The sequence below is a fragment of the Bacillus sp. MC1252 genome (assembly GCF_056838025.1).
Map to the genome: position 1 here is coordinate 637,886 of NZ_CM166369.1, position 18,697 is coordinate 656,582.

Annotated in this window: 14 protein-coding genes and 2 pseudogenes; 13 read left to right on the forward strand and 3 right to left on the reverse strand. The window is 42.9% G+C overall.

Translation table 11 applies throughout. The features are described 5' to 3' along the window. Positions 1-2: 2 nt before the first annotated feature. From ACYH0L_RS03230 to ACYH0L_RS03240, 3 genes are read left to right on the forward strand one after another with little or no spacing between them, the layout of a single operon-like run. The gene (locus ACYH0L_RS03230; protein ID WP_099727383.1) at positions 3-689 is read left to right on the forward strand and encodes a CoA transferase subunit A; all 687 of its coding nucleotides are present in this window, start codon (positions 3-5) and stop codon (positions 687-689) included. After that, a complete protein-coding gene (locus ACYH0L_RS03235) occupies positions 665-1,330 on the forward strand; it encodes a 3-oxoacid CoA-transferase subunit B (protein WP_482354348.1) in 666 nt (221 codons plus the stop codon). Before ACYH0L_RS03230 ends, ACYH0L_RS03235 begins: the two co-directional genes overlap by 25 nt. Positions 1,331-1,344: 14 nt before the next feature. Further along, on the forward strand, positions 1,345-2,610 hold the full coding sequence (locus tag ACYH0L_RS03240; protein ID WP_099727381.1) for a peptidase: 1,266 nt from the start codon (positions 1,345-1,347) through the stop codon (positions 2,608-2,610). A gap of 33 nt (positions 2,611-2,643) precedes the next feature. Here ACYH0L_RS03240 and ACYH0L_RS03245 read toward each other — a convergent pair whose 3' ends face one another. Continuing rightward, positions 2,644-2,865: a YgaP family membrane protein gene (locus tag ACYH0L_RS03245; RefSeq protein WP_034320223.1), complete on the reverse strand. Its 222-nt coding sequence runs from the start codon at positions 2,863-2,865 to the stop codon at positions 2,644-2,646. A gap of 126 nt (positions 2,866-2,991) precedes the next feature. Between ACYH0L_RS03245 and ACYH0L_RS03250 the strand changes: the two genes are divergently transcribed. Next, positions 2,992-4,734 (forward strand): adenine deaminase C-terminal domain-containing protein, encoded by a 1,743-nt coding sequence (locus ACYH0L_RS03250; RefSeq protein WP_099727380.1) that lies wholly within the window; start codon positions 2,992-2,994, stop codon positions 4,732-4,734. A 553-nt stretch (positions 4,735-5,287) separates the two neighbouring features. Next, positions 5,288-5,602 (forward strand): YerC/YecD family TrpR-related protein, encoded by a 315-nt coding sequence (locus ACYH0L_RS03255; protein WP_099727379.1) that lies wholly within the window; start codon positions 5,288-5,290, stop codon positions 5,600-5,602. 248 nt (positions 5,603-5,850) lie between these two features. Here the strand turns inward: ACYH0L_RS03255 and ACYH0L_RS03260 are convergent, their stop codons facing one another. Next, complete coding sequence (locus tag ACYH0L_RS03260) at positions 5,851-7,431, reverse strand: FMN-binding glutamate synthase family protein (RefSeq protein WP_482354349.1); 1,581 nt, start codon at positions 7,429-7,431, stop codon at positions 5,851-5,853. 137 nt (positions 7,432-7,568) lie between these two features. Here ACYH0L_RS03260 and ACYH0L_RS03265 point away from each other — a divergent pair, with 137 nt between their 5' ends. Further along, on the forward strand, positions 7,569-7,799 hold the full coding sequence (locus ACYH0L_RS03265; RefSeq protein ID WP_099727377.1) for a hypothetical protein: 231 nt from the start codon (positions 7,569-7,571) through the stop codon (positions 7,797-7,799). On the opposite strand, the gene ACYH0L_RS03270 is transcribed toward ACYH0L_RS03265, so the two are convergent. Then, positions 7,780-8,193 carry a DUF2283 domain-containing protein gene (locus ACYH0L_RS03270; protein ID WP_099727376.1) on the reverse strand — a complete coding sequence of 138 codons (414 nt, stop codon included), beginning with the start codon at positions 8,191-8,193 and terminating at the stop codon, positions 7,780-7,782. The two genes, ACYH0L_RS03265 and ACYH0L_RS03270, sit on opposite strands and share 20 nt — an antisense overlap. Positions 8,194-8,475: 282 nt before the next feature. Between ACYH0L_RS03270 and pcrB the strand changes: the two genes are divergently transcribed. The 7 genes and pseudogenes from pcrB to ACYH0L_RS03305 form a co-directional block, all read left to right on the forward strand. Then, positions 8,476-9,168: a heptaprenylglyceryl phosphate synthase gene (gene pcrB / locus ACYH0L_RS03275; RefSeq protein WP_099727375.1), complete on the forward strand. Its 693-nt coding sequence runs from the start codon at positions 8,476-8,478 to the stop codon at positions 9,166-9,168. Positions 9,169-9,225: 57 nt separating this feature from the next. After that, positions 9,226-11,448, forward strand: coding sequence for a DNA helicase PcrA (gene pcrA, locus ACYH0L_RS03280; protein WP_482354350.1), 2,223 nt, complete (start codon positions 9,226-9,228; stop codon positions 11,446-11,448). A gap of 44 nt (positions 11,449-11,492) precedes the next feature. Next, a complete protein-coding gene (gene ligA, locus ACYH0L_RS03285; RefSeq protein ID WP_099727373.1) occupies positions 11,493-13,499 on the forward strand; it encodes an NAD-dependent DNA ligase LigA in 2,007 nt (668 codons plus the stop codon). Between the two features lie 15 nt (positions 13,500-13,514). Continuing rightward, positions 13,515-14,702, forward strand: coding sequence for a CamS family sex pheromone protein (locus tag ACYH0L_RS03290; protein ID WP_482354351.1), 1,188 nt, complete (start codon positions 13,515-13,517; stop codon positions 14,700-14,702). A gap of 133 nt (positions 14,703-14,835) precedes the next feature. After that, positions 14,836-16,035, forward strand: coding sequence for an MFS transporter (locus ACYH0L_RS03295; RefSeq protein ID WP_230031523.1), 1,200 nt, complete (start codon positions 14,836-14,838; stop codon positions 16,033-16,035). Positions 16,036-16,126: 91 nt separating this feature from the next. Then, a pseudogene (locus ACYH0L_RS03300) lies at positions 16,127-17,419 on the forward strand (condensation domain-containing protein); the annotation flags it as partial. Between the two features lie 138 nt (positions 17,420-17,557). Further along, a pseudogene (locus tag ACYH0L_RS03305) lies at positions 17,558-18,688 on the forward strand (amino acid adenylation domain-containing protein); the annotation flags it as partial. Positions 18,689-18,697: the final 9 nt, after the last annotated feature.

An 18,697-nucleotide genomic window follows, 5' to 3' on the forward strand; every position in this document is an offset into this window, starting at 1 on the left:
ATATGAACAAAACAGCGGGCTTTGATGAAGTGATCGCGCGTTTTAAAGACGGCATGACCATCATGTTTGGCGGGTTTGGGGGCGTGGGTTCACCGCCATCATTGATAGATGTCATTTTAGAAGCCAACATCAAAGATCTGACATTGATTGGAAATGATGCAGGCTTCCCGCAAATTGGTGTTGGCCGGCTCATCACAGAAGGGAGAGTCAAGAAAATCATTGCTTCTCATATTGGCTCCAATCCCATTGCCGGGCAGAAAATGCAGGCAGGTACATTAGACGTTCTCTTTTACCCGCAGGGCATCCTAGCAGAAAAGATCAGAGCAGGCGGGATGGGGCTAGCGGGCATTGTCACAGATGTCGGCATGGATAGCCTGAATCTTGGTGAGAAACAATTGGTTCCGCTCAATGGAAAGAACTATATCCTTGAGCCTGCGCTGACAGCGGATATTGCTATTGTGAATGCCCTCAAAGCAGACGAAGCAGGCAATCTGATATTTGATAAAAGTGCACGGAATACAAACCCGATTGTAGCGATGGCAGGAGACTGGACCATTGCGGAAGTAGAAGAGATTGTGCCTGTGGGCAGTCTTCATCCAGAGGAAATCGTGACACCAGGCGTATTTGTAAACCAGATCGTGCAATCAAAAGGAGTGAACTGGACATGGGCATGGGAGACATCGATTTAAGACACCGCATAGCCAAACGTGCGGCGCAGGAAATTGAAGATGGCATGATCGTCAATCTAGGGATCGGTATCCCGACACTTGCAGCTGAATACATCCCAGCACATTACCGGGTGTGGCTGCATGCAGAAAACGGCATTATGGGGGCAGGCGCCTCACCTGTACAAGGTGAAGAAGATCCAAATTTGTGCAATGCTGGTGGTTTTCCAATTACGTTAACAAAAGGCGGCTCATACATGGACAGCACGACTGCTTTTGGCATCATTCGAAAAGGTATGCTGGATATGACCATTTTAGGTGCACTTGAAGTAAGCAGTCAGGGTGATCTTGCGAATTGGATTGTGCCAGGCAAACGAGTACCCGGGATGGGTGGAGCGATTGAGCTTGCGCAAAAGGCGAAAAAGGTTGTGGTGGTGATGAGCCACCTTGATAAATACGGACAATCAAAGGTGAAATCCGCCTGTTCACTGCCCTTAACCGCTAAGTCATGTGTGGATCTGATTATTACGGATATGGCGGTCATTGAGGTCAAGTCGCAGCTGCTCATTTTGCGTGAAGTCATGCCGCCGTTTCAGCCGGAAGATGTCATAAGGGCGACAGAGGCCCCATTAATTTTAGCGCCTGATGTCAAATCTGTTGTGTAGAAAGGATGACCGACTTGCAGCCAATTACACGTATCAGAAGCTGGATGAGAGAGCACCAGGATGAAGCCATTACGCTTCTAAAGCAAATGGTGCAATGTGACAGCACCCAAGGAAATGAACAAGAAGTACAGCAAATCGTGGCAAATAAACTGTCAGCCATAGGCTTTGATGTAGATGTATGGGAAATCGGCGGCGCTGACTTGCTGGAACATCCTTATTTTTATTCTCCGCGGCGTTCTTTTAAAGGTAGTCCCAATGTCGCTGGACGATTGAAAGGGAAAGGGGACGGCAAATCCATTTTATTAAATGGTCACGTGGATGTTGTCCCAGAAGGAGATACGAATCAATGGACATATCCGCCCTACAGCGGGCATATCATAAACGGGAGACTTTATGGACGCGGGGCAACAGATATGAAAGGCGGGAATGTTTCTTTACTCTTCGCACTTGAGGCGCTGCATGCACTTCAGATTCCGCTGAAAGGAGATGTGGTGTTCCATAGTGTGGTCGAAGAAGAAAGCGGCGGGGCAGGCACACTTGCAGCGATACTGAGAGGGTATACAGCAGATGCTGCCATCATACCGGAACCAAGTCATATGAAAATCTTTCCGATTCAGCAGGGGTCTAAGTGGTTCAGACTGCATATTAAAGGAAGGGCAGCTCATGGCGGAACAAGATATCACGGCGTCTCCTCTATTGAAAAAAGCACCATTGTCCTTTCACATATAGCGGCACTAGAAGAAGAAAGAAATCGGCGAATCACCGAGCCGCTGTTTCAGCATATCCCCATTCCGGTCCCGATCAACATTGGGAAAATTCAAGGCGGTGATTGGCCGTCCTCTGTAGCAGACCTTGTCATAATGGAAGGCAGACTTGGCGTGATGCCTGGTGAGACAGTTGAGCAGGCAGAGGAGGAATTAGAAAATTGGATGGCGGGACTCGGGGAAAAGGATGAATGGTTCCAAGATCATCCTGTAGAGGTCGAATGGTTTGGAGCAAGGTGGCTTCCAGGGTCAATCGATGCGGATCATCCGCTTCTAGGTCTATTGAAGGAACAATATGAAGAGGTATTAAAGCAGCCGCCAAAGGTTGAAGCCGCCCCATGGGGAACAGATGGCGGATTACTGTCACAGGCGGCGGGTATTCCGATCATTGTGTTCGGACCTGGAACAACGGAGCTTGCCCATTACCCGAATGAATCCATCGACATTGAGCATGTGATCGAAGCAGCTGAAATTATCGCGGGTACGATGGTGAAATGGTGCGAAGTAGCAGAATGATGCGAAAAATTGATCACAAAAAAGAAGGCTGTCTCACTCAGCCTTCTCTTTATGTGTGTCCTGCTGCTCACACATATATGTCACTGGACAAAAACGAAGAATGCCAGATGCCAGTTTCATACCGCCAAACATGATGCTGAAAAGAAGCATTTTACTCCATGGTTTTCTAGCATACAAGGACCCAGCCACAGTACATATTGTCATTCCGCAGGCAATTCTAATGAGCGCTTCCATTAAGCCAAGATTAGGTTTCATTGAAGGTGAATCTCCTTTTTTTAAATTATTTTAAATGTGATTTCAAGAAATTGTAACGTTTCATTAATGCGTAACGTGGTTCGTTATGTTACGATAGGGCTAATACAAATGAAGGAGAGTATGTGAATGTCCGAACGTACTTTTAATTGGAGAAACAATGACATCCGCACACAAATCGATGTAGTCGACTCAAAAATAGTTCCAACACTCCTTTTAACGAATGGACTCGTGCTAAACCCGTTTTTGAAGCAATGGGTGAAGGCAAATATTTGGATACATGATGATCGAATTGTTTATGTCGGAGCAGAGCTTCCTCAAAATAAATCAGCCAAACGTGTGATTGATTGTGAAGGGAAATACATTGTGCCAGGGTATATTGAGCCTCATGCGCATCCGTTCCATATTTATAATCCCCAATCACTTGCAGAATATGTGTCTCAATTTGGCACAACAACAATGGTCAGCGATAACTTATTTCTTCTTTTGCAGAGCAATGAAAAGAAAGCGCTTTCCACTCTATGTGAATTAAAAAAGCAGCCATTTCAGTATTTTTGGTGGTCCAGATACGATCTTCAGACTGAAGTAAGATATGAAGATGAAATGCTTCCAATCAACTATCGCAAGGAATGGATTGATCATCCTGACGTCCTTCAAGGCGGCGAATTAACAAGCTGGCCAAGATTGATGGACGGTGATGATCTCATTTTATATTGCATGCAAGAAACGAAGAAGCAGAGAAAACGAATTGAAGGGCATTTTCCCGGCGCTTCTGAGAAAACGCTAACAAAAATGAAGCTGTTTGGAGCGGACAGTGATCATGAAGCAATGAATGCAGATGATGTGCTAAAGCGCTTGTCTCTTGGCTACTATGTCTCACTGCGGCATTCTTCCATCCGCCCAGATTTAGTGAACATTTTAAGAGAACTACATGAACGCGATTTTAGGCACTATGACCACTTTTTCTATACAACAGATGGAGCTGCCCCTCACTTTTATGAGGAAGGCATGATTAATCGTTTAATTTCAATTGCCCTTGAAGAAGGCGTGCCCACGATTGATGCGTACAATATGGCGACATTTAACATTGCAAAATACTATCATATGGATGACTTATTAGGCGTTGTCGGTCCAGGTCGATTGGCTTCTTTGAATATTTTAGATGATCCGATGAACCCAAATCCTGAAACGGTTATTTCTAAAGGGGTTATTCTCAAATTAGATGGTGAGAACCAGCATCAATTTCAAGAAACAAAATGGGAAAATGGCGGGCTTGTTCCACTAGACTTAGGCTATGACCTGACGATGAGCGATTTGCAATTCTCCATGCCTCTTGGTGTCAAAATGAGAAATGCCGTTATCATGGAGCCGTATACAGTGGAGATTGATAACTCCGTGAACCAGCTGTCCTGTGACCATGATCAAAGCTTCTTTAGCCTGATTGACCGAAAAGGCGAGTGGCGTGTGAATACGATGCTAAAAGGTTTTGCAAATAAAGTGCAGGGCTTTGTCAGCTCATTTTCGCTCACGGGTGACATTTTAGTGATTGGGAAAAATAAAGAGGACATGATGCTGGCACATAAGAGAATGAAAGAAATCGGCGGGGGGATCGTCCTCACAGAGAACGGGAAAATTTTGCACGAAATCCCGCTGCAATTATCAGGCTGTGCATCGGCCGAACCGTTTGAGACTGTTCTTCAGCAGATACAAACATTACGCGAGCTGCTCATTGAGCGAGGCTATCCATTTGACTGTCCAATTGATACACTTGTCTTTTTCCAAAGTACACATTTGCCGTATATTCGAGTGACACCAAGAGGAATATTTGATGTCATGAAAAAAACTGTACTCTTTCCGTCTATAATGCGTTAAAATATAACAGAGTGGAGCTGTATCACCTTTGCCACATTTCTGACAGCTGTTATAGGGCAGAAGTGAGCAATGGGTCTCTTCGCTGCCATGTAAGTGAAAATGATCTTATGTGCGATGTTGACAAAGCAGAGGGCTTTGACATGACGAGTGAAGTGCCCTAATTGTAAAATGAATCTGTCGGTTACGCTGGCCGACCAACATATTTTGAATGATTGAGCAAGGCGGGACGCTTGTTTGTTGTCTCGCCGTGCTTTCCACACTGTATTTAGGGCAGACCTAATGGAGCAGAAGTGATCTACATATCGGAAGCAAACAAGTTTGTCAGATTGTCGTACAAGGAAAATGACAAAACTTGTCGAATTTGTTTACGATAAAGAAGCTTCGGCTTACGAAAGAACCTGACGGCGGCATTTTCAGAGTAGAACCAAACCTGTCATGATTCGTTCAAAGCTCATTGCTGAGGTTGAAAAAAATGAGTCAGGAAAGATACCGCTTTCTCGGAAAAATGTCGTGCGAAGCGGTGTGCCAATAGTAAAGGAGAAGATGTATAAAGATGCAAATTGATAAATTAAGGGGCAAAAGCTTAGATCAATTATTCAACTCCATCTTATCCCTTAAAGACCTGGAAGAATGCTATCGATTTTTTGATGATTTGTGTACCATCAATGAAATCCAATCTTTATCACAGCGTCTTGAAGTAGCGCGTATGCTTCGCGAGGGAAACACGTATCATAAAATTGAGACGGAAACAGGTGCGAGCACCGCAACCATTTCACGTGTCAAACGCTGTTTGAACTACGGAAACGATGCCTATACGATGGCACTTGACCGCGTAGCAGAACAACAAGCAAAAGACGAAACAAAATAAAGCAGTCTTCACTGTAAACAATCCTTTTTCCGAAATGGATTTGTTTGCAGTTTTTTTATCGAAAGCGCTGTGAAACGACGAACAGGGACTGATGAAGTGGTCTCTGTTCTTTTACTTTAGCTCGCCCATAAACCACCTTTTTCTCACGCATACTCTTTCTCCCCTTTTCCATTCACTTCTCTAAGTTCTTTATACGTGATTGATCAGGAATATCAATGAAAAAAGGTGCGTCTCCGCACCTTTTAAAGCTAGACAGACTGCTGTGTGTCTGAGAACATAGGCACTTCGCTTGTTTGGCCATTCTCTTGTCTAAAGATAATATGTTTTTCATGAAAATGAATGGGCGATTCAATACCAGCAGCTGCGGATAAGTTAAATAAACCTTCTCTAAGAGACAGGATATAATTGCATACTCGGTATTTCTTTTCTTCAATCGATAACCCCTTTTGCAGCTTTGGATCAGTCGTGGCAACTCCTACTGGGCATTTATTCGTGTGACATACTTGCGCGCGAATGCAGCCGACTGAAAACATGAGTCCTCTTGCGATATTTACAAAGTCAGCACCCATTGAAAGGGCAATCGCAATTTTATCAGGTGAGAGAAGTTTGCCAGAAGCAAACAGCTTGAGCTGATCTCTGACACCATATTCCTTCAATATTTGATGAACCATTGGGAGTGCGGTGAAAATCGGCAGGCCTGCGGAATCGGCCAATTCATGAAAGGAAGCTCCTGTGCCGCCTTCTCCGCCATCCACTGTAATGAAATCAGGGTGCTTTCCGCTTTTTTTCATATAGCTGGCAAGCTCTTCAATGTCTTCTTTATGTCCGACAACAAGCTTGATTCCAACGGGCTTTCCGCCTATACTTCGCAGTTGTTCAATAAAATCAAACATGTCCGGAATGGAATTGAACATCTCAAATCGGTTCGGGCTGTCAATCGATTGGTGAGGCGGTAATTTACGGATATGCGCAATTTCTTCTGTGACTTTTTCTCCGTCAATGTGACCGCCGCGTGTTTTCGCTCCTTGTGCCAGCTTGAGTTCAAAGGCTTTGACTTCTTCATGTTCACTTTTTTTCTTAAATTCTTCGAAGGAAAATGCGCCATCCTCTGTTCTGACACCAAAAAGACCTGGACCAATCTGGCAAATGATATCGGCGCCGCCTTTGAGGTGATAAGGGGAAAGTCCGCCTTCACCAGTGTTCATCCACGTGCCGCCGGCCATTTTCAATCCGGAGGATAGCGCCGTAATCGCCCGGTCGCCTAAGGAGCCATAGCTCATGGCGGATTGACCAATCAGTCCCTTTACATGGAAAGGTTTCCGACACGTCTTTTCTCCAATGATTTGTACATCCTCTTCATGAAGATAATAAGGTTTTGCTTCAACTTCTTTGATATGTTCGCTTCTTCGCAGTAAATTATCTTGATCAATCTGATACACTTTTGTTTGAATTTTTTCAGATTGATCAATTCGTAATTCATTTCGCTGTTTTGGAAACAGAACGTTTCGAATGTAATAACCAGGCTTGTCAAAATCACGTTTTGATCCAAACCCCATCGTCCGGCTGTTGTACTTTCCAGACATGACGGCTTGCTCGTATTCTCTTCTCGAAAAAGGAAGCTCCTCTCGATCATTGAGAAAGAGATATTGGCGAAGCTCAGGTCCTATTTTTTCGAAAATGAACCGTAGTTTTCCAATGACCGGATAATTTCGCAGGACAGAATGTTCTTCTTGCTTTTCATCCCTCATCCAAATCCATATCAATAAAATGATGGGTACGATCAAACAAATCACTAGCAGTGCGGCTATGACAATTAAAGTAGTTGTCATGTCATCCCTCTTTTCTCTTTCATTACTGTTGTTATTCCACTTTTCCTTCAAAGAGAAACCACATGAACATATTGTGACGTTTAGAAATGAAGAGGCGGGGTAACTTAAAAATAAGCTGACAAGGGGAGGGAACATATATGAATAAGCGTCCAAATACGTATGTACTTGCAGGATTAGGGGTTGGAGGTGCTGTGTTATTAGCGGTTAAAAATAAACAGCATCTGAAAAAATGGGCAAGCATGTTCGGATCAAATGAAAAGGTTCCTGAAAAAGCCGGCCATCCTGATCCGTTAGATATCCAAGACAACAAGATGGTCGATGAAGGGGCTATGACATCTGTCCATTATTTTAATGAAGTGAAACAATAGTTTGAAAAAACCGTTTTGACCATTCAAAACGGTTTTTTCTTGTCTTTCTTTTGACGTTATATCGAAGAGGATCGACAATGGTAAAACCAATCAGTCCATTGTGATCAGGCGTCGAGAATTGAAATTCAATGCCTGATAAATGATAGGTTGAGAGAACTTCCTGATCCGTAAAACGTAATGAAAGCTCGTCCTCATAAACGGGTGTGTGCTTCAAAACCTCGGCTTCTTCTGCAAATAACTCCAGCCCAGCCACTCGGCCCTCTTTGTCGATGTCTGCGTTCACACATTCATTCACGTCTAATTCAATGGTTTCTTTGATTGTCCCGATTCCAGGCGGGATGAGATAGATGTATCCGATGTCGATCGTTTGATCATATGTGATGGTTCTTTTCAAATCATTCACCTGCTTGGTAGATAGTAAAATGTTCCTTTATTGTATAATATCATGTGATGAGACGAAGTAGCTCGCATTTCAGTTCAGCATCAATATATTTATCTCCCTCAGCTCCTCTTGAAGTGGATCTTTCCATATAGTCTCCATTAGCCTTACCTAGAGTTGAAATCGTCTATTTTCAAAAGAATGAAACTTTTAGCTGAAGGAGGTTACCCGTTTTTTGCGGTCACTGATTTTGTTATAATATTTAAATGGAATGAAACGAATGGAGGAACGTTTTTCATGTATGATGTTACCGAGTGGAAGCATGTCTTTAAACTCGATCCAAATAAAGAGATTTCCGATGAACAGCTAGAAACGATTTGCGAATCTGGTACGGATGCCATATTGATTGGCGGCAGTGACAATGTGACAGAGGACAACGTGCTCCAATTGATGTCAAAGGTCCGCCGGTTTCTTGTGCCATGTGTGCTTGAAATATCAACACATGAGATGATTGTGCCGGGCTTCGATCTGTATTTCATCCCGGCCGTATTAAACAGCTCTCATCCTGATTGGATTGTTGGGCTTCATAAGGATGCGATGAAGGAATACGGTGATTTGATGTCAATGGAAGAGATTGTGCCAGAAGGATATGTGATCTTGAACAAAGATTGTAAAGCGGCCAAGCTTACAGAGGCAAATACAGCGCTGGATATAGATGATGTAAGGGCATATGCAAGAGTGGCAGAGCATTTGATGAAACTGCCCATTTTTTATCTAGAATACAGCGGGACGCTTGGAGACATAGAGCTTGTCAAAGAAACAAAAGCAGTGCTTCACGAAACGGTTCTTTTTTATGGCGGCGGCATTGAGAACGCAGAGCAGGCAAAAGGCTTTGCACAGCATGCAGACGTGGTCGTTGTAGGGAACGTCATTTATGACAATTTCAAAGAAGCGTTAAAGACAGTCGACGCAGTCAAAAAGTCATCATAGTCAAACGAGACGAAACGGGTTAAAATAGAACATAAGTTCGAATTGGCGGTGAATGGAATGAATGAAATATCGAATCATCTATTAGAAGGGCTGAATGACGCGCAGAAAGAAGCAGTCAAAGCAACAGACGGTCCGCTATTACTGATGGCAGGAGCAGGAAGTGGTAAAACACGGGTGCTCACACATCGAATTGCATACTTAATGGCAGAAAAGCATGTCGCTCCGTGGAACATTTTAGCGATTACGTTTACGAATAAAGCAGCACGTGAAATGCGTGAACGTGTCCAAGCCATTTTAGGGCCTGGCGCAGATGACATTTGGATTTCTACGTTTCACAGCATGTGTGTCCGAATTTTAAGACGCGATATTGACCGCGTTGGTGTGAATCGCAACTTCTCCATATTAGACACATCTGATCAGCTTTCCGTGATTAAAAACATTTTAAAAGAACGAAATATTGATCCTAAAAAGTTCGACCCACGCAGTATTTTAGGATCAATCAGCAGTGCAAAAAACGAACTCATTGATGCAGAGGAATACGCAAAAACAGCCGGTGATTTCTATGATCAAGTAGTCAGCGACGTCTATACAGATTATCAAAAACGATTACTCAAAAACCAGTCACTCGATTTTGATGATTTGATTATGATGACGATCCGTCTGTTTGAACGCATCCCTGAAGTATTAGAGCATTACCAGAGGAAGTTCCAATACATTCATGTCGATGAGTATCAGGATACAAACAGAGCGCAGTACATGCTTGTGAAGCTGCTCGCTCAGCGTTTTCAAAATATTTGTGTCGTCGGTGACTCAGACCAGTCCATCTATCGCTGGCGCGGAGCGGATATCACAAACATTCTTTCCTTTGAAAAAGACTATCCGTCCAGTGAAGTGATTCTGCTTGAGCAAAATTACAGATCGACGAAACGCATTTTGCATGCCGCAAATACGGTCATACAAAACAATGCGAATCGTAAACCAAAAAACCTTTGGACAGAAAATGATGAAGGAGCAAAGATTGCCTATTACCGTGCAGATAATGAATTCGGCGAGGGACAATTTGTCGCTGGAAAGATTCATCAGCTTCATCAAAGCGGAAAGCGTAAATTATCCGATTTTGCGATCCTCTATCGAACCAATGCTCAGTCCCGTGTCATAGAGGAAACATTATTGAAGTCAAACATTCAATACAACATTGTCGGCGGTACGAAGTTCTATGACAGAAAAGAGATCAAGGACATTTTGGCGTACTTACGACTTGTGGCAAATCCAGATGACGATATTAGTTTTGCGCGAATTGTCAACGTACCAAAGCGCGGAATCGGAGCCACATCTGTTGATAAAATTGCGGCATATGCAGAGATGAATGACCTGTCTATGTTTGAAGCGCTTGGTCAGGTAGATTTCATTGGACTGAGTGCGAGGGCAGCCAATGCTCTTGATGAGTTCAAACAGCTCATTGATCAAATGACGAACATGCAGGAGTATTTATCTGTCACAGAATTAACAGAAGAGATCCTCGAGAAAACAGGCTATCGTGAAGCGCTTAAGGTCGAAAAAACGATTGAAGCACAAAGCCGCTTAGAAAATATTGATGAGTTTCTATCCGTCACAAAGAATTTTGAAGAACAAAATGAAGACAAATCACTTGTGACCTTCCTGACGGATCTCGCCCTCGTCGCAGACATTGATAAGCTGGATGAAAATGAGGAAGAAGATCAGGATGCCGTCATCTTAATGACCCTTCACGCCGCAAAAGGTCTAGAATTCCCTGTTGTTTTCTTAATGGGGATGGAGGAAGGTGTCTTCCCGCACAGCCGTTCATTGATGGAAGATGCCGAGATGGAAGAAGAACGCCGCCTTGCATACGTAGGCATCACACGGGCTGAAGAAGAGCTTTATTTATCAAGTGCTAAAATGAGAACATTATTCGGCCGGACGAACATGAACCTTGAATCAAGATTCATTAGAGAAATACCAGCCGATTTATTGGACAACCTAAATGAGAAAAAAGAAAAGAAAACACCGTTTGGCCAAACAAGAGAAAGACCGCAAAGACGGGGCCCTGTCTCTCGTCCGCAAACTCAAACCATTCAAAACACAGGTGCCGGCAGTATTGGCTGGGCTGTGGGCGATAAAGCAGCCCATAAAAAATGGGGCGTTGGAACGGTCGTGAGTGTGAAAGGCAGCGGAGACAGCACAGAGCTTGATATTGCGTTCCCAAGCCCTACAGGCATTAAGCGGCTCCTCGCAGCATTTGCGCCAATCGAGAAGCAATAAACCGATAGGACTTATAAAACGGATGACTTGAAAGGAAGAAGCAGATGGATAAAGAAGCAGCGAAACGCCGGATCGAGGAACTGCACCAGATTTTGAATCAATACAACTACGAATATCATACACTTGATCGTCCAAGTGTTCCTGACGCTGAATATGATGCGCGGATGCGTGAACTGATCTCTCTAGAGGAAGAACACCCTGATTTAAAAGCAGCCGATTCCCCCTCACAGAGAGTAGGGGGTGCTGTGTTAGATGCCTTCCAAAAAGTGCGTCACGGCACACCAATGCTCAGCCTCGGGAATGCGTTTAATGAACAGGACCTTCTTGATTTTGACCGCCGGGTTCGTCAAGCAGTCGGTGACGATATCGCATACAATGTCGAGCTGAAAATTGACGGACTCGCTGTTTCTCTCCATTATGAAAATGGAGTGTTTGTCCGAGGTGCCACGCGTGGAGATGGGACAACGGGTGAGGATATTACAGAAAACCTAAAAACCATTCGCTCCATCCCGCTCAAAATCAATCGTCCTCTGTCGATTGAAGTGAGAGGGGAGGCATTTATGCCAAAACCTTCTTTTGAAGCATTAAATGAAAAAAGATTACAAAACGAAGAAGAGCCGTTTGCGAACCCGCGTAATGCGGCTGCGGGCTCACTTCGTCAGCTTGATACGAAAATTGCAGCGAAACGAAACCTTGATATCTTCGTCTACAGTATAGCGGAGCTTGATGAAATCGGTGTTGAAACGCAAAGCGCGGGACTCGACCTTCTCGACGAACTTGGCTTTAAAACCAACAAAGAAAGACGGATGTGCCAAACGATTGAAGAAGTGATTGATCTCATCGAAACACTGAAAACAAAGCGTGCCGATTTTTCTTATGAAATCGACGGAATTGTCATCAAGGTCGATTCCTTGGCTCAGCAGGAAGAGCTTGGCTTTACAGCAAAAAGTCCGCGCTGGGCTGTTGCGTACAAGTTCCCTGCAGAAGAAGTCGTGACGAAGCTGCTTGACATTGAACTGAGCGTGGGGCGTACAGGTGTTATCACACCAACAGCGATTCTTGAGCCTGTAAAAGTAGCAGGGACGACCGTGCAGCGTGCTTCTCTTCACAATGAAGATTTGATCAAAGAAAAGGATATTCGCCTATTTGATCAAGTGATTGTGAAAAAAGCGGGCGATATTATTCCGGAAGTCGCAGGCGTCCTGATCGATCAGCGTACAGGAGAAGAAAAGCCGTTTCACATGCCGACTGAATGCCCAGAGTGTCATAGTGAGCTGGTGAGAATCGAAGGAGAAGTCGCCCTGCGATGCATCAATCCTGAATGTCCCGCACAAATACGTGAAGGACTCATACACTTTGTTTCTCGTAATGCGATGAACATCGATGGTCTTGGCGAGCGTGTTATTACACAGCTTTTCAAAGAACAGCTTGTGTCTCGTGTGTCAGACCTTTACCGATTAACGAAAGAAGAGCTCATTCAGCTCGAACGAATGGGCGAGAAATCTGTCGATAATTTACTGCGTTCGATTGAGCAATCGAAAGAAAACTCTCTTGAGCGTTTACTGTTTGGTCTCGGCATTCGATTTATTGGTTCTAAAGCGGCGAAAACCTTAGCGATGCATTTCGAGGACATCGATCAATTAAAGCAAGCGACAAAAGACCAATTACTCGAGGTTGACGAAATTGGTGAAAAAATGGCCGATGCAGTCGTCACTTACTTTGAGAAAGAAGAAATATTGGATCTGCTAAATGAACTTAAAGAACTTGGGGTCAATATGAACTACACAGGGCCTAAGCCGGTGAAAGCAGAAGAAAGTGATTCCTACTTTGCAGGAAAAACAATCGTGCTTACAGGGAAATTAGAAGAAATGTCTCGAAACGATGCAAAGACAGCGATCGAAGCATTGGGCGGCAAATTAGCAGGTAGTGTGAGTAAAAAAACAGACTTAGTCATTGCCGGAGAAGCAGCTGGTAGTAAGCTGACAAAAGCAGAAGAACTCAATATTGAAATTTGGGACGAAGCTAAAATGCTTGAGGAGCTAAAGAAATAAGAGGAGTGTTTTCTATTGAAAAAGTTGTTATTGCTGCTGACAATGCTCACACTGGTACTGTCAGCGTGTGCACCTTTTGGGGGAAAGGACGAGGAAGAGGTCACACAAAAAACGGATGAAACGAAGGAAACAGCGATCATCCCCATGTACAATATCTCTGACTCCTATTACAAAATGGTGCTGCCGTTTAAACAAGGGGCTGCAAGAGGATTAACAGCAGAGCGTCTCAATACACGCTTGGATATTGATGAATTTGAAATAGGACTCATGCGCCTGGCAACAGAGTCATTTAATACAAACGACTATCTTTTCCAAGAAGGACAGCATTTAGATGAGGATACCGTTCTCAGCTGGCTCGCGCGCAAAAAAACAGGCAGTGATCTGAAAAAAGCTGAAAAAGCAGATAAAGACTTTAAGAACCTAGGCTTAAATCCTGCTCTTCCAAACTCAGGTTCAACAAAGTCAAAAAACGAAAATAGTCCAATATACTTATCTTCGATGCTAGAGCATAATTACTTAATTCGAAAAGACAAAAATAGCTTACAGCTTGGTGGAGTCGTCATTGGTCTTGCACTGAACTCTGTCTATTATTATCGTGAAAATATCGGTGATCCCCAGCAAGAGGTGACCATCGATTCATCGAAAAATTCAAAGAAACTCTTGGCAGAGGGCGAAAAAATCGCTGAGCAAGTGATCAAACGAATTCGTCAAATGGATGGTTTGCAAAAAGTGCCTGTCATGATTGCCCTTTATAAACAAGCGCCAAAATCGTCGATTGTACCAGGAAACTTTATCGCCAAAACCGATGTGAAAGCAGGCTCAGCTGATATCGGCAATTGGGATACGATCAAAGAAGAGAATGTATTCTTCCCTTCAGATAATGCGAAAAGTAACTACAAAGATGATTCAGAGCGATTTGACCGCTTCAAGACAAAGGTTGAAGACTACTTCCCGAATTACACTGGAGTGGTAGGAAAAGGTTTCTATAAAAACGGAAACCTGCAAAAAATTAAAGTAGAAATTCCAATGCAGTTCTACGGAAAAACGGAAGTCGTGGCTTTCACGCAATATTTAACAGGTGAAGTGATGGACTACTATAAGAGCACAAATATAGAAATTAACATCACATCTTCTGATCAACAAGAAGCCCTGATCACGAAAAATGCTGAAGACAAAGAACCTATCGTCCATATATATGACTAATAAAAAACCGCCTTTTGGCGGTTTTTTAAATTAGGTAAAATGTATCAAATCATGAAAAAATTGTTATAAAAAGTAGAAGTGTAGAAAATAATGTATTATTATGATTGGTAATGAAGAGAAAATGGAGATAAATATGAAAAACAAATCATTTTACTTTTTATTAGGGGGTCAAACCCTAGCTAATTTTGGGGATTCACTATATGTCCTCGTTCTTACCATCCTGACGTATCAATTAACAAATTCTACGCTGATTGCTTCAATGGTAGCCGTCTCGCAGTTTGTTGGACAAGCACTTGGAGCGATACTCATCCCTTTCTTTATGTATCAGCTTAAGCTAAAAAGGCTCATTATCTATTTGCAAATTTGTCAAATTACTTTCTTCGGCTGCTTAATTTTCATTTATATTCTACAACTATCAACATTTTCTATTCCTCTTTTTTTTATCATTGTATTTCTACTTTCTTTGATAGATGGAGGAACCATTCCTGTTCGAAATTCAATGATTCCACGTTTAGTAGAAAAGCACTTTTTACTAAAAGCCAATAGCTATATCTTAACTTCTGATCAAATTGTCCTTTTACTAGGCTGGCTTTTAGGAGGACTATTTATTGGCATTCTAGGACCACAATTTTTACTTTTGACGACACTTGTTTTATACAGTTTGTCGCTCATATCCATGCTCTTTATCATCGATACTGGAGCTGCGGCTAAACAAGAGAAACAGTCTGAATCATTTGGTGCAAGGGTCTTTTCAGGCTGGAAGCTCATGTATGAGAAGCCGACAATTCGAACATTAACGATTTTAGAAATGCTTTCCATGTGCGGCAGAAGTATTTGGACTGGTGCCATTATCCTTGTCTATGTCACAGAAGTCTTACACCAGCCTGCCACATGGTGGGGCTTTATTAACGCAAGCTATTTTGGCGGAACCATTCTAGGCGGCCTGCTCGTGCTGCGGTTCGCAAAGCATGTGGAACAGCGTTTGTTTGATCACATTTTTTACAGCTCGGTGATCGTTGCCGTGTTGACCCTATGCTTAGGGCTGAATCATTCAGCTTGGCTGAGTTTGTTATTTGTCTTTTTGTTAGGCCCAGCCTTTCAGCTTCGCAGCATTTCCATTCGCACATATGTACAAGATACACTGAGTCAAATTGAATTGCCTAAAATACTATCAGCTCAACATACACTATCAACTTTTATATACGGAATGTCTATCCTCATTATGAGCACCATGACCGATCTCTTTGGGGCAAGAGTCGTCTTTTTTATAAACGTTGTCCTGTTTACTGTGTCGGCTTTCCTAGCGTCTAGATTAAAAAATGAACAAATTTAGACATTTTATCTCAATTATTTACAAAAATACTATTGTATGATTTAATATGTTCGTAGAAATGTTAACTATATGAAAAGTAGAGGTGGCGTAATTGACTAGTAGTTTAGTATATTGGCCATTAACACATCCGCAGCGGCGCGTGATGAACATGGAAACATTTTATCCAAAAACACCGATCAATCATATTGGCGGTATCATTTTTGTCAATGGGCCGTTGCAGCTCGACAAACTGAAGCAGGCCATTGCATCTTGTATCAAGACGACAGAATCACTTCGTCTCAAGCTAGTAGAGAAAGACGGAGAGATTCTTCAATACGTTGCTTCAAACACAGACAACCATATTCCTGCCTATGAGTTTTCCACACATGAACACATGTTAGAATGGGCCGGAAAAGCCTTCAAAACACCATTTCAGTTACTAGAAACCTCTCTCGCCGAATTTGCCGTATTGAAAGTCGGCGAACAGCATTCCGGTTATTTCATCAAATGCCATCATACTGTAGCAGATGGATGGTCGATGAAAGTCATCATCGATAAAATTAGTCAACTTTACACTGCTCTTACACACAGCTCCTCTATCGAACAAGAAGCAGACAATCATTCTGTTTTTATTGATAAAGAATCGAAATATATGAACTCCCCAAGATTTAAAAAAGATCAGCAATTTTGGAAAGAAACATTATCTGATGTGTCTGAAAGTGATTTGGTACAGGGAACTGACCAAATCAAAGGCCATCGACAAAGCCATTATCTTGATCGACAACTCTCAGAAAGAATCTATGAATTTATAGACACCCATCATTGTTCAATCAACTCTTTATTTACTTTAGGCCTCTTCGTTTACTTGCATAAAAAATACCAGCAAAAAGATTTTATTATTGGGACGCCAGTTCTCAATCGTTCCGGGCAAAAGGAGAAAGCCACGTCCGGTATGACCGTCAGCACAATGCCTTATCGAATGAAGATCGATCCTCATCTATCTTTGTTAGAAAGTCTGACAGACGTTCAAAAAAACTATAAGGCTTACTTCCTGCATCAGCGCTATCCATATGACGCACTCGTCAAAGATTTAGAGCTTGCAAAGGCAGGATATGATCAGCTTTTTCAAATCTTTATCAACTCCTACAGCACAAATATGGTGCAGGAGATGGAAGGGTACGCAGTTGAATACATAGAGCTTTACAATGGCTTCCAGCCATACGGTTTACAAGTTGCTGTGAAAGAATGGGATGAAAAAGGGCAAATCGAGCTGCAATATGATTACAAAATCTCAGATTACGGCAAGGAAGACATCAATTTTCTTCATGAGAGGATGCTCCTATTTGTCGAGAACATACTCACCCAGCCTAAGCAGCACATAAAAGACGTACTTCTTATGACAGAAGAGGAGAAACATCGAGAGCTTTATCAATGGAATGACACAGCCGTCCGATTTCCACAGAAACAAAAAATCCATGAATTGATCACAGATATGTCTAAGACTTCCCCTGATCGAATCGCACTTCAGGATGGATCTCATGTAATGACATACGGTGAACTTGAGAGAAAAACCAATCAAATGGCACATTTCCTCCAAACAAAAGGCTTACAGAGGCATGACTTTGTTGCAGTATGCATGAACCATTCACCAGAACTTATTGTGCTGCTGCTTGGAATTTTAAAGGCGGGCGGTGCATACGTACCGATTGATCCTGAGTATCCGCAGGAGCGCATTCAGTTTATTTTGGATGATAGTCAGGCGAAGCTGTTTTTCACAGAACAAGTGTCGTCATACCATTTTGAAGGCGATACGTACAATGTGTATAGCGTGTGGGATGACTTAGATCAGTATGATTCAGCACATTCATTCATTGGAGATGCTGGAGATGTCGCATATATGATCTATACGTCCGGCTCTACAGGACAGCCAAAGGGCGTCATGATTGAGCACCGAAGCTTAGTGAACTATATCTTGTCTGCCAAAACACACTATACAGATTCAGCAGATGATCATTTTGCCTTGTATTCATCCATTGCATTTGATTTAACTGTGACATCCATTTATACGCCATTGGTGACTGGAAGTACAGTGGTGATCTATCGTCAAGAGGATCAGTCAGGTTTTTTACTAGAACATATCTTGTTTGATCAAAAAGCAAAAGTCATCAAACTGACACCAGCTCATATGGCGCTGCTAACAGATGCTGCACTGTCTCAATCAGTAGTGAAACGGATGATTGTTGGCGGGGAGCAATTACCGGCAGCTTTGGCCAAAAGAATCACAGAGGCAAGTGATGGACGAATTTCGATCTTTAATGAATATGGACCAACTGAAGCAACCGTTGGCTGCATGATTCATCAATTTCAACAAGACGATGGCGGGACGTCAGTGTCTATTGGTGTGCCGATGCCAAATACGGAGATTTACCTTTTAGATGAAAATCAGCAAGTGGTGTTACCAGGGACAGTAGGAGAAATGTATATTTCAGGCGAGGGTGTTGGCAGAGGATATTGGCAAAGACCTGATTTGCAGGAATCGCGCTTTCTGCCGAATCCATTTGTAAGCCATCGCCGCATGTACCGAACAGGTGACATTGCCAAACGAGCAAATGATGGAAAGATTGAATATATTGGCCGGCTTGATCATCAAATCAAGCTGAGAGGCTACCGGATTGAGCTGGGG